This is a genomic window from Streptomyces sp. NPDC050448, assembly GCF_040655295.1.
Lineage (GTDB): Bacteria > Actinomycetota > Actinomycetes > Streptomycetales > Streptomycetaceae > Streptomyces.
In genome coordinates this window covers 22418-36453 of record NZ_JBFAJR010000017.1, presented here as the reverse complement: position 1 = coordinate 36453, position 14036 = coordinate 22418, and the positions used below count along the sequence as shown (strand labels likewise).

Genomic DNA, 14036 nt, shown 5'->3' with positions numbered 1-14036 from the left:
CAGGAGGCGGCCCGCCATGACCACCCACAGCATCGAACACCACCCCGACCTCGCCGAGATGCGCTCGCGGTTCGAGCGGGTCACCAGCACACCCTCCGCGCAGGCCGTGGAGGCACTGGCCCTCATCACGGGCCTGTACCTGGCGGCCTCTCCGTGGATCGCCGGGTTCAGCGGCCTCACCTCGCTGGCGATCAACAACCTGATCGCCGGCCTGGCGTACTGCCTGTGCATGAGCGGACTCGGCTCCGCTTATGAACGCACCCACGCGATGGCCTGGACGGCGGTCGCCATCGGAGCCTGGACGGTCGTGGCTCCCTGGGTCATCGCCGGCGATGTCAGCACGACCCGCACCGTGGTCAGCAACGTGATCACCGGTGGCGTCGCCCTGCTGCTCGCCCTTTCCATGGCGGGCCTGGCGGGTCGCAACCGCGCCGCCTCGGGCTGACATCCGCACGCGCCGGGCCCCGACCGCAAGCCGGCCGGGGCCCGGTGGCACGCCATGACGTGATACGCACCACGCGTGACGGGCATCTCTACCGCGAAAGCCGCAAACGCTGTCACATTGGACGGCGTGACCGCATACAGCGCCGCTCTCGCCGCCCGTGCCCGGAACCTCGTGGGCACCGGTGGCCCCAAGGGTGACTCCACGTGGCTGGAGCACGTGCTCGGCTGGACGCTGGTGGTCGTCGTCGCGATGTTCGTCACCCAGGTCGGCTGGCTCTGACCGGCAGCGGCTCGGCCCCGCCCGGGAGCCCCGGCAGCCCGCCCCGGAACGGCCGGGTCCGGCGCCAGGCGCGCAAGGGAAGTGCATGAGGCAGGTCTGCCATACTGCGGGCATCCTGTGGCAGTTCGAGGCTGGGGCCGAATTTGAATAATAGTCAACAGCGTGGTGCGACAGGGCGTTCGCAGGTCCGCAGGGCCGAACTCATAGCCATCGGACGCAAGTTGTTCGCCGGTACTTCGTACGACGCGCTCCCCATGGACGACATCGCCAAGCAGGCGGGGGTCGCCAAGGGGCTGATCTACTACTACTTCAAGAGCAAGCGCGGTTACTACCTCGCCATCGTCGAGGACTCGGTGGCCGAGCTCGTCGCCCGCGCCGCCGGGGAACCGGACCTGCCCAAGGTCGAGCGGGTGCGCCGCACCATCGACGGCTACCTCCACTACGCCGAGCACCACCAGGCCGCCTACCGGACCATCGCCACCGGGGGAGTCGGCTCCGACTCCGAGGTGCTGGCGATCCGCGACGCGGTCCGCGAGGAGCTGGTGGCCACCATCGCCGAAGGCGCGTACGGGCGCCGCACCATCCCGCCGATCGCCCGGCTCGCGCTCGTGGGCTGGCTGTCCGGGGTCGAGGGGGCCACCCTGGAGTGGATCGGCGCCCTGGCCGCCGAGGCCGATTCCGCCGACGACGCCGATTCCGCCGCCGCCGACGCCGCCGATCCGAATGCCGCGCGTGACGCCGGCGCCGAGGCCGCGTCCGGACGGCCCGACCGAGCCCGGCTCGGGGCCCTGCTCGTCCGCCAGCTGCGCGCGACGCTGACGGTGATCGGGGAGTTCGTACCGGAGTGTCCGCCTCCGCCCCTTCCCGAAGAGGCGTTCGAGGCGGTCGGTGATCTTGCCCCGGTGACGGGACGCCCCTGATCAGGCATACTCAAGCCGCCGCAGCCACTGAACTGCCCCTTCCGTGATCCGGGAGGGCAGTATCGGCTGTAAGAGCACCGAGACCCGGCGGCGCGTCCCACACCTCACGCGTCGCCGCCGTGCCCGACGAGGGAGGAGAGCGCCGCCATGAACGACCGCGCCCCGCAGCCGGTGGACCGTCAGCTGCCCACCGAGGAGTCCCGGGACCTCCTCGCACTCGTACGAGAGATCGCCCAGCGGGAAATCCGCCCCGTGGCCGCCGAGGAGGAGGACGCCGGGCAGTTCCCGCGCGCGATCTTCACTCTGCTGTCCGAAGCGGGCCTGCTCGGTCTCCCGTACGCAGGTGAGCACGGCGGCGGCGAGCAGCCGTACGAGGTCTACCTCCAGGTCCTGGAGGAGCTCGCGGCGGCCCGCCTGACCGTCGGGCTCGGCGTCAGCGTGCACTCCCTGTCCTGCCACGGCCTGGCCGGATACGGCTCCGAGGAACAGCAGAAGGCCCACCTTCCGGCCATGCTCGGCGGCGGCCTGCTCGGCGCTTACTGCCTCTCCGAGCCCGCCTCGGGCTCCGACGCCGCCTCGCTGACCACCAAGGCCGTACGCGACGGCGACGACTGGATCATCACCGGCACCAAGGCCTGGATCACCCACGGCGGGGTCGCCGACTTCTACACCGTCCTCGCGCGCACCGGCGGCGAGGGCCCCAAGGGCATCACCGCCTTCCTGGTGCCCGGCGACGCGGAGGGCCTGACGGCCGCCGTCCCCGAGAAGAAGATGGGCATGAAGGGCTCGCCCACCGCCCAGCTGCACTTCGACGGGGTCCGCGTCCCGGACACCCGCCGCATCGGCGAGGAGGGCCAGGGCTTCACCATCGCGCTGGCCGCCCTGGACGCGGGGCGCCTCGGCATCGCCGCCTGCGCCATCGGCGTCGCGCAGGCCGCCCTGGACGAGGCCCTCACGTACGCCCTGGACCGCAAGCAGTTCGGGCACCCCATCGCGGACTTCCAGGGCCTGCGCTTCATGCTCGCCGACATGGCGACCAAGATCGAGGCCGGCCGGGCGCTGTACCTGGCGGCGGCGCGCCTGCGCGACGCGGGCAAGCCGTTCTCCCGCCAGGCGGCCATGGCCAAGCTGTTCTGCACGGACGCCGCCATGGCCGTCACCACGGACGCGGTCCAGGTCCTCGGCGGCTACGGCTACACCGCGGACTTCCCGGTGGAGCGCCTGATGCGCGAGGCGAAGGTCCTCCAGATCGTCGAGGGCACCAACCAGATCCAGCGCATGGTCATCGCCCGCCACCTGGCCGGCCCGGAATCGCGCTGACGGCGACGGGGCTGCGCCGGCTCCGGGCCGGCGCAGCCCCGTGTCCTCACCGGGATCGCTACCCGGGTCGCTTGACCATCGAGATGTAACGTGACATCTCGCCGAAGCCGCGGAGGTTGGCGCCACCGAGCTCGAACGCGCCGCCCGCACCCGGACGGGCCGTTTCGTCGAGCATATAGGTGGAGCCGGGTCCCCACTGGTTCTCTTCGCGGGCTTCCTGCGTGGTGATGGTCGAGCCCGAGGCGATCCCGTTGCGCACGGTGCCCTCGATGTTGCGGAATCGGGTCCCCTCGCCGATCGCGGCGATCGCGTGGACCAGGGCCCTTCGCACGGCGTTCTGGTCCCGGTCGCCGTTGGCCGCGTGGAACCACAGCGTTTGGAATTGCTGCTGCAGCACGTTCTGGCTGATCGCCAGGGTCCGGTTGTTCGCGTCGCCCACTTGCAGGCCCTGATTGCCGTTGCTGTTGCCGTAGCTGCCGCTGTAGCCGAGATTGACCGCGTTGCGGCCGAGTTCGTGACCGAGGTCGTATTCCGGGTCGGTGAACTGGAAGACGGGACCGCCGCCGCCGGCGGTCGCAAAACCGCGCACGTACAGGTTCTGGGTGGTCAGGTAGAGGCTGAGCCGACGGCCCTCCGGCAGGGCGACGGTCACCTCGATGATCTGGTTGCCGGCGTTGGTCTGCCACACGGTGTTGTCGCCGTGCCCCCGCAGGATGGTGCCGGCCCTCTCGTGCAGCGAGCGGATGAAGCGGGTGTACTCGGCAGCGGCGTTGCGCTGGTTGCCGGTCAGGTCCCAGCTGAGCTGGACCTGTTGGATCGACGCCGACTGGGCGGCGGGCAGTGCGGACGGTGCTTCGGTGGCGGCCTGGGAGGCGGGAGCGGCCGCGCCGAGCAGGGCGAGGCCGAGGAGGGCCGCGGGCAGGGTCTTGCGCATCGGAGTCCTTCGTACGAGGGGGCGGTCGTCGGTTCCGGCGGGAGCCGGTGCCGGCATCAGTTCACGGCGAAGGTGACGAACGCGTTGTCGCCGCCTCCGCCCGAGGTGATGCAGCGGTGCGGCGCGGGGACCTGGCACTGGTACTTGTTGCTGCCCGAGAAGGGGTTGTCCCAGCGGATGGAGACCGTGCCGCCGCCCGCCATCGTGTAGTTCGCGTAGCCCTCGGTTCCGGTCATGACGCCCTCCGACTCGCTCTCCCACGAGGTGTTGGCGCCGGGGTTGATCAGCGACGGCGGAAGGTTGTTGCCGGTCCAGATGCCGTGGGAGAGCCCGGCCCCGGTCCTGGCGAGCAGCGTGCCACTGTTGTTGATCACCCGGACGACGGTGCTGCGGGCGGCCTGGGCCGTCATCTGCGTCGAATCGGCCTTGGCCGAGAACGCCGCGGGGCCGCCGGTCAGCGTGAAGTTGACCGTGGCGTTGTCGCCGCCCCCACCGGTCCGGGTGCAGGCGTAGCCGGTCGGCGCCTCACAGCCGTAACTGTTCGATCCGGTGTACGGGTTGTTCCAGTGGATCTTGATCTGCTGCCCGGTCGCCGTGACCCGGTAGGTGGTGTAGCCCTCCGTCCCGGTGAGCATGCCGCACGAGCGGCTGCCCCAGGAGGTGGTGATGCCCTTGGCGATGTAGTCCGGAGGCAGGGCGTCGTTGTTCCAGCACCCGTGGGGCAGGGAGGAGCTGACCCGGGTCAGCTGCTGGCTGGTGCTGTTGCTGAAGACGACGTCCGTACTGCGGGCGGAGGACGCCGCGACGGGCGACGGGCCGGCGACCGGCGCGGCCTGGGCCGTGGGGGCGAGCGCGGTGGCACCCGCCGCCATCGCGGCGACGGCGGTGAGCGCGGTGGCCCAGCGGGCCCCGGAACGGGTCAGCTGCATGGGGTGTATCCCTTCGAGTCGTGAGTGAGGGCGCGGAGGGGCGGATCAGTCGACGTAGAACAGCTGGTACTGGTTGTTCCAGGTCGGGTTGCACTCGTAGCGGCTGTACAGGCCGAGCGCGACGCTCAGCGAGCCGGCCTGAATGCACTGGGAGAAGGACGGGTACGTCCCGCCCGGCTCCCGGTAACCGGAGGTGGCCGCCTGGGCGGTCGCGGCGCCGGCGACGCCGAGCAGCAAGGTCGCGGCCGTACAGAGGGCGACGGCGAGCGAGCGGCGCCGGGTCGTGGCGCCGGTGGCTGATCTCATGGGGATTCCTTTCGGGCATGCCTCATCACGCCGCGGCGGCGCCGGGCTCATCGAGGAGGAAGGAGGAGGAGGGGAAACGAGGGGAGGGGAAGAGAAGGAGACAGGGTCGGGCCCACATCCGCCCAACCGGCGGCGGATGGTGTCCGCCGCCCCCGCACCCGGTCTCCCGGGTGGTTCAGTTCAGCGGCTTGCCGGGACACACGGAGCTGCCCCACGCCGTGGTCACGGGGCAGGGCTTGTCGCCGTGGTGCCCGTGTCCGTTGTCGTTGCCGTTGCCGTGTCCGTTGCCCTGTCCGTCGGCGAGTCCGGAGCCCGCCGTGACCCGGGTGCCGGAGCCGGCCGGGCCACCCATCGTGTCAGCGCCGTGGCCGCAGACGGCGGCGCCGCCCAGCCACAGGCAGGCCCCGACGGCCAGTCCTGCCGTCAGCCGCAGGGTCTTCACGATCATGACAACTCCTCTGTCAGGCAAGGGAATGGGCGCCGGTTCCGCCGGTTCCGCCTGTTTCGCCGGTTACGAGGACGACTCTGCCAGGGCGTGCTGGCACCCGGCAGGCCTGGAAGGGATCATGTGAATGCCATGCATCTTTAGGAGGCAAGCGGTGGAAATGGGCGCGGATGCGGGAACGGGCGTACCTCGACTCGATGAACCGGCGACTCTGCTGTACCGGTGGACCCTCGTCCACGGACGGCTCACACCCGCGACGCTGCCACGCGCCGCGGCCGAGACCGGTCTGAGCGAGCAGGCCTGCAGGAGGGCGATCGCGCAACTCACCGAGGTGTACCTGTTCCAGCCCCTGCCCGGCGGCAGCGGGGGAGAAGGGAGCGCCGCCGTGGGCTGGCGGGCCGTGAGCCCGCAGTCGGCCGGCGCGCAGGTCCTCGCCGAGAAGGAGACCGAATTACGGGCCCACGAAGCGGCATTACGGGAGCAGCGGGAACAACTCCAGCGGCAGCGCGACGGATTCAGCGCTCTCGTCCCGGTCTATCTCCAGGCCCGCCGGGACACCTTCCCCGAGGGGACCATCGACCACCTCCCGGACCAGTTCGCGGTCCGCGCGCTGCTCACCGAGGTCATCGACACCTGCCGCAGCGAGGTCCTGGTCTCCAAGCACGGCGGCTCCTTCCCGCCGGCCGCGCTGCGCGAGGCGCTGCCCCGGGACCTGGCCCTGCTCGCCCGCGGGGTCCGGATGCGCAGCCTCTACCAGCACGCCACCCGCTTCGACCAGGCGACCCGGGTGCACGCCGAGCAGCTCATAGGTTCCGGTGCGGAGATCCGCACGCTGCCCGAAGTGCTCCCGCAGATGATCCTGGTCGACGGCCAGCTGGCCCTCCTGCCCGCCCGGTCCGGGGGTGCGCTGGTCATCCGCGAACCCGACCTGATCGGCTATCTGCTGGACGTCTTCCAGCGGGACTGGGCGAACGCCACCCCCTTCGCGACCGGCCCACAGGCGGCCCACGGCGTCTCGGAGGCCATGAAGCGGAGCATCCTCGTGCTGCTCGCCAAGGGGCTCAAGGACGAGTCCATCGCCCGGCGGCTGGGAGTCTCCCTGCGGACCTGCCGCCGCCATGTCTCCGAACTCCTGGACGGCCTCGGGGCGCACAGCCGCTTCCAGGCGGGCGTGATCGCGGAACGGAACGGCCTGACCGGCCACCCGGTCGCCGACCCGGCGGTGCCGGTGCAGGAGGCCCCCGTCCGGGAAGCCCCGGCTGCCGCCGCACCTGCCCCGGGGCCAAAGCTCCAGGAGGCCGGGGCCGCGCCCGGGGCCGGAACCGAGCCAGGAACCGAGGCTGAGCCCGGGGCCGGAACCGAGCCAGGAACCGAGGCTGAGCCCGGGGCCGGAACCGAGCCAGGAACCGAGGCTGAGCCCGGGGCCGGAACCGAGCCCGGGGCCGGGGCCTTGCCCGGGGCCGGAACCGAGCCCGAGCCCGGGGCCTTGCCCGGGGCCGGAACCGAGCCCGGGGCCGGAACCGAGGCCGGGCTCCCGGCGGGCTGCCCCGGCTGTGGCCGTCCGCTCCCCGTCGCCGCCGCCCTCCAGCGGCAGGGCCGACCGCCCCGCTACTGCTCGGCGCCGTGCCGTTCCCGCGCCTACCGGGCCCGGCTCAAGGCCCGCCAGGCCCAGGACACCCCGTGACGTAATCGCCCGCCGCGACACGAAAGTCGGCGAACGTGCTGCACGGCGCGGCGGTTCAGTTGCCGTACAGCGGGCCGCCGGGCCAGACCGGTGACGAAGCGATCCGGGACCATTCCGGGTCGCGCCGCCCCGGCAGCGTCCGGCCGTCGGCGGCCCATCGGGCCAGCAGCGCATAGTAGATCGGCGGATCGGGCTGCCGCTGCGGAATCGATTCTTCGTAGTCGGGCGGCGTCGGCCGGGGCCGCCGTCCCGTTCTTGGCCCAGGGGTCTCGAGCGTGGTCATGCAGGGCCAACGCGCCACCCGGCGCACGGGTAACCGCCCCTTCCCGCCGGGTATCCGTTCGAGATGTCCCCGCCGCGCCGTCCCCGAAGTGGCCAGACGTGCCGTGCTGTCAGGGAGTGACAGAAGTCTGGCCCCGGGCCCAGTTTCTGACGTACCGTCATATCCGCTCGAGCCGACGCCGCGCCCCGCGGCCCCGCGCCCCGTGCCACCGTGCCACCGCGCCGCCCAGGAGGTTTGCCATGCCCGCGGACCGACCCGTACCCCTCGACGAATACCCCGTCCACCAAGCCCCGTTGTCGATGAAGCACCTCGTCAGCGGCGACCGGAACGCCTACGACCGCTGCATCTTCCACGTCTTCGACCACGCCGGCCGGGCCGTCCTCATCCTCGGCCTCGGCGTGTACCCCAACGCCGGGGTCATCGACGCCTACGCCACCCTCCGCACCGGCGGCGAACTCCTCGCCGTCCGTGCCTCCGACGCCCTCACCGACGACCGCATGAACCTCTCCGTCGGCCCGCTGCGGATCACCGTCGAGGAACCGCTCCACCGCATCCGCCTCCAGTGCGAGGCCGACCCCGCCGACCCCGAAGGGCTCTCGTACGACCTCACCTGGACCGCGGAGTTCCCCGCCCTGTGGGAACCCCACCACGTCCAGCGCCGGGGCGACCGCCTCATGCTCGAAGGCCGCCGCTTCGTCCAGGCCGGGCACGTCACCGGCACCATCCGCGCCAAGGGCGAGGAGCACACCCTCACCCCCCAGGACTGGACCGGCACCCGCGACCGCAGCTGGGGCGTGCGTCCCCTCCCCGGCGAGGACGGCGGCCGGGCCGCCGAGGAGCACCGGCCCGAGGGCTTCCACTGGCTCTGGATCCCGGTCCGCTTCGAGGACCGCTTCCTCATGGTCATCGCCCAGGAGGACGCCGACGGGCACCGCACCCTGAACGAGGCCGTCCAGGTCTTCCCCGAGGACAGCGGCCGCCACGACGTGCAGCTCGGCTGGCCCCAGACCGAGATCCGCTACCGCCCGGGCACCCGCCACCCCGAGAGCGCCGTCGTCCACCTCACCGACCCGGCCCGCAAACCCCTCGAACTCGGCGCCGAGATCCTGAACTCCTCCCCGCTCGCCGTCGGCGCCGGCTACCCGCCCGCCGCCGACTGGCAGCACGGCACCTGGCAGGGCCGCGGCTGGACCGACCGCCGCGTCTACGACCTCTCCGACCCCGCCGCCCACCCCATGGCCGCCTTCGGCGTCACCGACCACTCCGCCCGCTTCACCCTCGACGGCCGAACCGGCTTCGGCATCTTCGAGCACGGCAGCTTCGGCCGCCACGACCCGAGCGGATTCACCGACTACGGCTCAGTGGCCCAGTAGAAGGGAGGGGAAGCCATGGCAGCACCCGCACCACGCCCGCGCACCTCCACCCGTGAACCCGAGGAACTCGGCCGGCGCCTCGCAGCCTGGCTCGACGCCGAGCTCCCCGGCGCGAAGATCACAGGCGTCTGCGTCCCCGGATCCAACGGGATGTCCAGCGAGACCCTGCTCTTCGACATCGAACACCCCGACACCCCGGTCCGCGCCTGCGCCCTGCGCCTCGCCGCCGACCCGGCCGCCTACACCGTGTTCCCCACGTACGACATGCCCCGCCAGCACCGCGTGATGAGCCTGGTCGCCGCCCACACCGACCTGCCCGTCCCCCGCGTCCTGTGGCTGGAGCAGGACCCCGGGCCGCTCGGCGCGCCCTTCTTCGTCATGGCCCGCGCCGAGGGCCGGGTCCCGCCCGACGTCATGCCCTACACGTACGAGGGGAACTGGCTGCACGCCGCGAGCGACTCCGAACGCGCCGTACTCCAGGAAGCGAGCCTCTCGCTGCTGGCCCGGCTGCACGACCAGTTCCCCGCCAAGGAGGCCGAGTTCCTCCTCCCCGAGGGCACGGGCAGCCCGCTGCGCCGCCACGTCGACGCCCAACGCGCCTACTACGCCTGGGTGGTCGACGGGCTCGCGCCGTCCCCGCTGCTGGAGCGGGCCTTCGACCGGCTCGAGGAGCTGTGGCCCGCGGACGAGGGCCCCGCCGTCCTCACCTGGGGCGACGCCCGGATCGGCAACGTCGTCTACGAGACCGGCGGGTTCCGGCCGGTGGCCGTCCTGGACTGGGAGATGGCCGCGTACGCCCCGCGCGAGGTCGACCTCGGCTGGACCGTCTACCTCCACCGCTTCTTCCAGGACCTGACCGTGGGCTTCGGCCAGAGGGGCCTGCCGGACTTCCTGCGCCGCGCCGACCTGGAGCGCCGGTACGCCGAACTCACCGGACACACCCCGCGGGACATGGAGTTCCACACCCTGTACGCCGCCCTGCGGCACGGGATCGTGATGCTGCGCATCGCCTACCGGCAGGCGTACTTCGGGGAAGTCGAGATCCCGGCGGAACCCGACGGCCTGATCCTGCACCACGCCAGCCTCACGGCCATGGTGCAGGGCACGTACTGGTAGATCCGGTAGATCCGGCCGGGAAGACCCTCAGGCCGCCTGCGCGTGCTGCCGCATCTGCGGCAGCAGCGCCGGCGCCGGCATCCGCACGGGACGCGAACCGGGGCCGCCGACGTGCGAGAAGGGCTGCGTCCGCCAGTCCAGACCCTGCGGCAGGTCGAGCAGTACGACCTCGAGCTCCTGGGGCTCCCCGAGGCCCGTGCCCACGGTCGGCAGCGCCTCGGACGCCGGGCGGCCCGTGCCCGCGCACACCGTGAGCCCGAAGGGGTTCCACGGGGTCAGGCAGAGCGCGTGCTCCGGCAGGTACTCCTCGTCCGCGACGAGGGCGATCGACTGGCCGCAGTCGGGGCAGATCGCGTGGTGGATCTCGAACCCCTCGACGTCTTCGAGGTACTCGTCGTCCTCGGCGTCGACGAATTCCGGCGGCTCCGGTTCGGTGCGACCGGCGCGCTTGGTGTTCAGCATGGATGTACTCCCCCTTGGGTGGGCCGGGCGGGCAGGTTCTACGGCCTCGGCCACACCAAGCACTTCCCGCCGTGCGGCACGAGTAACCACAACATCCCGGCGTACGCCTTCATACCCTTGTGGCCTTGGTCACATGCCCGCCGCAGGTGCCGCTTGTGGGCGGACAGCACTGTGCCTGGAGTGCCCTTGGGCCTTAGGTTGAGCGGCTATGAGCGCAATGGAGGAGCTGGACCGCCAGATCGTGGATCTGCTCGTGCGGGACGGGCGGATGAGCTACACGGATCTGGGCAAGGCCACGGGACTGTCCACGTCGGCGGTCCACCAGCGAGTACGCCGTCTGGAACAGCGCGGGGTGATCCGCGGATACGCGGCCGTCGTCGATCCCGAGGCCGTCGGCCTGCCCCTGACGGCCTTCATCTCGGTGAAGCCCTTCGACCCGAGCGCGCCGGACGACATCGCGGACCGGCTGGCCGGCGTACCCGAGATCGAGGCCTGCCACAGCGTCGCGGGCGACGAGAACTACATCCTGAAGGTCCGGGTCGCGACCCCGCTGGAGCTGGAGGACCTCCTGGGCCGCCTGCGCGCCCTGGCCCACGTCTCGACCCGCACCACGGTGGTCCTCTCCACCCCCTACGAGGCCCGCCCGCCCCGGGTATGACCCTTTCCTGACGCGTCCCCCGCACTTCCCCCCGCACCTCCCACCGGACGGGGTTCGGGGAAGGTGCGGGGGACGCGCGGGAGAGGAGAGACTGGTGCCCATGACTGACCGCACCGCCAGCTCCGTCGACGCCGCCGGCGCTCCCGCATCCGAACGGACCGTCCTCCTCCGCGGGGGCGAAGTACACAGCCCCGCCGACCCCTTCGCCACCGCGATGGTCGTCGAGCGGGGACACATCGCCTGGGTCGGCTCGGAAGGCGCCGCCGACGCCTTCGCACAGGGCGTCGACGAGGTCGTCGACCTCGACGGGGCGCTCGTCACACCCGCCTTCACCGACGCACACGTCCACACCACGTCCGCCGGCCTCGCCCTCACCGGGCTGGACCTCACCGGGGCCGCCTCCCTCGCCGACGCCCTCCGCCTCGTCCGCGCGTACGCCGAGCGCCGCCCCGCCGACCGGGTGCTCCTCGGCCACGGCTGGGACGCCTCCCGCTGGCCCGAGCGCCGCGCGCCCCGCCGCGAGGAGCTCGACGAGGCCGCCGCCGGCCGCCCGCTCTACCTCAGCCGCATCGATGTGCACTCCGCCGTGGTCACCACCGCCCTGCTGGACCTCGTCCCGTCCGTCTCCGTCCGCGGCGACGAGCCGCTGACCCGCGACGACCACCACGCCGTCCGCAGGGCCGCGCTCGCCGCCGTCACCCCCGCCCAGCGCGCCGAGGCCCAGCGCGCCGCCCTCGACCGGGCCGCCTCCCTCGGCATCGGCTCCGTCCACGAGTGCGGCGGCCCCGACATCTCCTCCGCCGAGGACTTCGCGGACCTCCTCAACCTCGCCCGCGAGCGGCCCGGACCGCGCGTCTTCGGGTACTGGGCGGACCGGGACCTCGAACAGGCCAAGGCGCTCGGCGCCATCGGCGCCGCCGGCGACCTCTTCGTGGACGGCGCCCTCGGCTCCCACACCGCCTGCCTGCACGCCCCGTACGCCGACGCAGGCCACACCGGCACCGGCTACCTCGATGCCGCCGAAGTCGCCGAGCACGTCGCCGCATGCACCGAGGCGGGCCTCCAGGCCGGTTTCCACGCCATCGGCGACGCCGCCCTCACCGCCGTCGTCGAGGGCATGCGCGCCGCCGCCGAGAAGGTCGGCCTCGCCCGCGTCCGCGCCGCCCGGCACCGCGTCGAGCACGCCGAGATGATGACCCCCGCCACCATCGCCGCCTTCGCGGACCTCGGGCTCACCGCCTCCGTGCAGCCCGCCTTCGACGCGGCCTGGGGCGGCGAGGACGGCATGTACGCCGACCGGCTCGGCGCCGAGCGCGCCCGTACCCTCAACCCCTTCGCCGCCCTGCTCAAGGCCGGCGTGCCCCTCGCCTTCGGCTCCGACGCCCCCGTCACCCCGTTCGACCCCTGGGGCACCGTCCGGGCGGCCGCCTTCCACCGCACCCCCGAGCACCGGATCTCCGTACGGGCCGCCTTCACGGCCCACACCCGGGGCGGCTGGCGCGCCCTGGGCCGCGACGGCGCGGGCGTGCTGGTGCCCGGCGCACCCGCCGACTACGCGCTCTGGGAGACCGCCGAACTGGTCGTCCAGGCCCCCGACGACCGGGTCGCCCGCTGGTCCACGGACCCCCGTTCAGGGACCCCCGGACTGCCCGACCTGACCCCCGGCGGCGATCTGCCGGTGTGCCTCGCCACCGTCGTCGGCGGGCGGGAGGTATTCGTACGCCCACAGGGGTGATCCGGTCGGCCTCGGTTCGGTACGGGCGGCCGGACCCGGATAGGTTCGGCCGGGTCCACCACCGGACGTCCGTACGCGGCGGATCCGTCTGCTCAGCGCGCCCGCGCCTCGGGGGCGAGGGAAGTTTCGCCGGATGGGGTCCCCCTGCTCCGAAGGAGCTCGGGGGAGGGTGGTCCGGTCGGGGCCCTGCGGTCCAGTAGACAACGGTCCCGGCGACCCGCAGCCAGCGGGAGCCGGACCGGCCCGAAGGACCGCGGGCCCCGACCACTGTTCTAAAGTCATCCTCTGTGACAGGACGTACAAGAACACGAAGGCGGACTCAGTGAGCGACGGCGGACAGCGAGGCCACGGACCGCTCGGCACGGCCTTGGTGATCATTCCGACCTTCAACGAGGCGGAGAACATCGGGCCGATCGTCCGCCGCGTGCGCGCGGCGGTGCCCGAGGCGCACATCCTGGTCGCGGACGACAACAGCCCCGACGGCACCGGCAAGCTCGCCGACGAGCTGGCGGCCGGCGACGACCACGTGCACGTCCTGCACCGCAGAGGCAAGGAAGGCCTCGGCGCCGCCTACCTGGCGGGCTTCACCTGGGGCCTGGAGCGCGGCTACGGCGTGCTCGTCGAGATGGACGCCGACGGCTCCCACCAGCCGGAGGAGCTGCCGCGGCTGCTCACCGCGCTGGCCGGGGCCGACCTCGTCCTGGGCTCGCGCTGGGTGCCGGGCGGCCGGGTGGTCAACTGGCCCAAGAGCCGCGAGTTCCTCTCGCGCGGCGGCTCGACGTACTCCCGGCTGATGCTGGACGTCCCGATCCGCGACGTGACCGGCGGCTACCGCGCCTTCCGCCGCGAGACCCTGGAGGGGCTGGGCCTGGAAGAGGTGGCCTCCGCGGGCTACTGCTTCCAGGTCGACCTGGCCCGCCGGGCCGTGCACCAGGGCTTCCGCGTCGTCGAGGTGCCCATCACCTTCGTCGAGCGCGAGTTCGGCGACAGCAAGATGAGCAAGGACATCGTGGTGGAGGCGCTCTGGCGGGTCACCCAGTGGGGGATCAAGGCCCACGCGGCGAAGCTGACCGGCCAGGACAAGCCCAAGGACTCGGACAAGAGCTAAGGGCGCCGGCCGCCCCCTAGGGGGTGTCCGGTACCTCCG

The 14036-nt window shown here is 72.5% G+C and carries 15 protein-coding genes and 1 pseudogene; 10 read left to right on the top strand and 6 right to left on the bottom strand.

Features of this window, described 5'->3' with window-relative positions:
• The first annotated feature begins 16 nt into the window (after window positions 1–16).
• The 4 genes and pseudogenes from AB0I68_RS20930 (at window position 17) to AB0I68_RS20915 (ending at window position 2964) form a co-directional block, all read left to right on the top strand.
• Entirely contained in the window at window positions 17–445 is a 429-nt protein-coding gene (locus AB0I68_RS20930; RefSeq protein WP_363178825.1) for an SPW repeat protein, read from the top strand.
• A 126-nt stretch (window positions 446–571) separates the two neighbouring features.
• Window positions 572–724, top strand: coding sequence for an SCO1431 family membrane protein (locus AB0I68_RS20925; protein ID WP_363178824.1), 153 nt, complete (start codon window positions 572–574; stop codon window positions 722–724).
• 143 nt (window positions 725–867) lie between these two features.
• Window positions 868–1377 (top strand): annotated as a pseudogene (locus AB0I68_RS20920) (TetR/AcrR family transcriptional regulator); the annotation flags it as partial.
• A gap of 414 nt (window positions 1378–1791) precedes the next feature.
• The gene (locus tag AB0I68_RS20915) at window positions 1792–2964 is read left to right on the top strand and encodes an acyl-CoA dehydrogenase family protein (protein WP_363178823.1); all 1173 of its coding nucleotides are present in this window, start codon (window positions 1792–1794) and stop codon (window positions 2962–2964) included.
• Between the two features lie 58 nt (window positions 2965–3022).
• On the opposite strand, the gene AB0I68_RS20910 is transcribed toward AB0I68_RS20915, so the two are convergent.
• From AB0I68_RS20910 to AB0I68_RS20895, 4 genes are all read right to left on the bottom strand, one after another.
• Window positions 3023–3898, bottom strand: a complete 876-nt coding sequence (locus AB0I68_RS20910; RefSeq protein WP_363178822.1) for a ribosome-inactivating family protein — start codon at window positions 3896–3898, stop codon at window positions 3023–3025.
• A gap of 56 nt (window positions 3899–3954) precedes the next feature.
• Window positions 3955–4827, bottom strand: a complete 873-nt coding sequence (locus AB0I68_RS20905; protein WP_363178821.1) for a Crystal protein ET79 — start codon at window positions 4825–4827, stop codon at window positions 3955–3957.
• A 45-nt stretch (window positions 4828–4872) separates the two neighbouring features.
• Window positions 4873–5133 (bottom strand): hypothetical protein, encoded by a 261-nt coding sequence (locus AB0I68_RS20900; RefSeq protein WP_363178820.1) that lies wholly within the window; start codon window positions 5131–5133, stop codon window positions 4873–4875.
• Window positions 5134–5308: 175 nt separating this feature from the next.
• On the bottom strand, window positions 5309–5581 hold the full coding sequence (locus AB0I68_RS20895) for a hypothetical protein (protein ID WP_363178819.1): 273 nt from the start codon (window positions 5579–5581) through the stop codon (window positions 5309–5311).
• Window positions 5582–5738: 157 nt separating this feature from the next.
• Here AB0I68_RS20895 and AB0I68_RS20890 point away from each other — a divergent pair, with 157 nt between their 5' ends.
• Window positions 5739–7262 carry a LuxR C-terminal-related transcriptional regulator gene (locus AB0I68_RS20890; RefSeq protein WP_363178937.1) on the top strand — a complete coding sequence of 508 codons (1524 nt, stop codon included), beginning with the start codon at window positions 5739–5741 and terminating at the stop codon, window positions 7260–7262.
• A 55-nt stretch (window positions 7263–7317) separates the two neighbouring features.
• Here AB0I68_RS20890 and AB0I68_RS20885 read toward each other — a convergent pair whose 3' ends face one another.
• Entirely contained in the window at window positions 7318–7545 is a 228-nt protein-coding gene (locus AB0I68_RS20885) for a hypothetical protein (protein ID WP_363178818.1), read from the bottom strand.
• Window positions 7546–7784: 239 nt separating this feature from the next.
• Here AB0I68_RS20885 and AB0I68_RS20880 point away from each other — a divergent pair, with 239 nt between their 5' ends.
• A complete protein-coding gene (locus AB0I68_RS20880; RefSeq protein ID WP_363178817.1) occupies window positions 7785–8918 on the top strand; it encodes a hypothetical protein in 1134 nt (377 codons plus the stop codon).
• 15 nt (window positions 8919–8933) lie between these two features.
• Window positions 8934–10034 (top strand): phosphotransferase family protein, encoded by a 1101-nt coding sequence (locus AB0I68_RS20875; protein WP_363178816.1) that lies wholly within the window; start codon window positions 8934–8936, stop codon window positions 10032–10034.
• 27 nt (window positions 10035–10061) lie between these two features.
• Here the strand turns inward: AB0I68_RS20875 and AB0I68_RS20870 are convergent, their stop codons facing one another.
• Window positions 10062–10496 (bottom strand): hypothetical protein, encoded by a 435-nt coding sequence (locus AB0I68_RS20870; protein ID WP_363178815.1) that lies wholly within the window; start codon window positions 10494–10496, stop codon window positions 10062–10064.
• Window positions 10497–10713: 217 nt separating this feature from the next.
• Here AB0I68_RS20870 and AB0I68_RS20865 point away from each other — a divergent pair, with 217 nt between their 5' ends.
• From AB0I68_RS20865 to AB0I68_RS20855, 3 genes are all read left to right on the top strand, one after another.
• A complete protein-coding gene (locus AB0I68_RS20865) occupies window positions 10714–11154 on the top strand; it encodes an Lrp/AsnC family transcriptional regulator (RefSeq protein ID WP_030011705.1) in 441 nt (146 codons plus the stop codon).
• 100 nt (window positions 11155–11254) lie between these two features.
• Entirely contained in the window at window positions 11255–12889 is a 1635-nt protein-coding gene (locus tag AB0I68_RS20860; protein ID WP_363178814.1) for an amidohydrolase, read from the top strand.
• 322 nt (window positions 12890–13211) lie between these two features.
• Window positions 13212–13997 (top strand): polyprenol monophosphomannose synthase, encoded by a 786-nt coding sequence (locus AB0I68_RS20855; protein ID WP_363178813.1) that lies wholly within the window; start codon window positions 13212–13214, stop codon window positions 13995–13997.
• Window positions 13998–14036 lie beyond the last annotated feature (39 nt).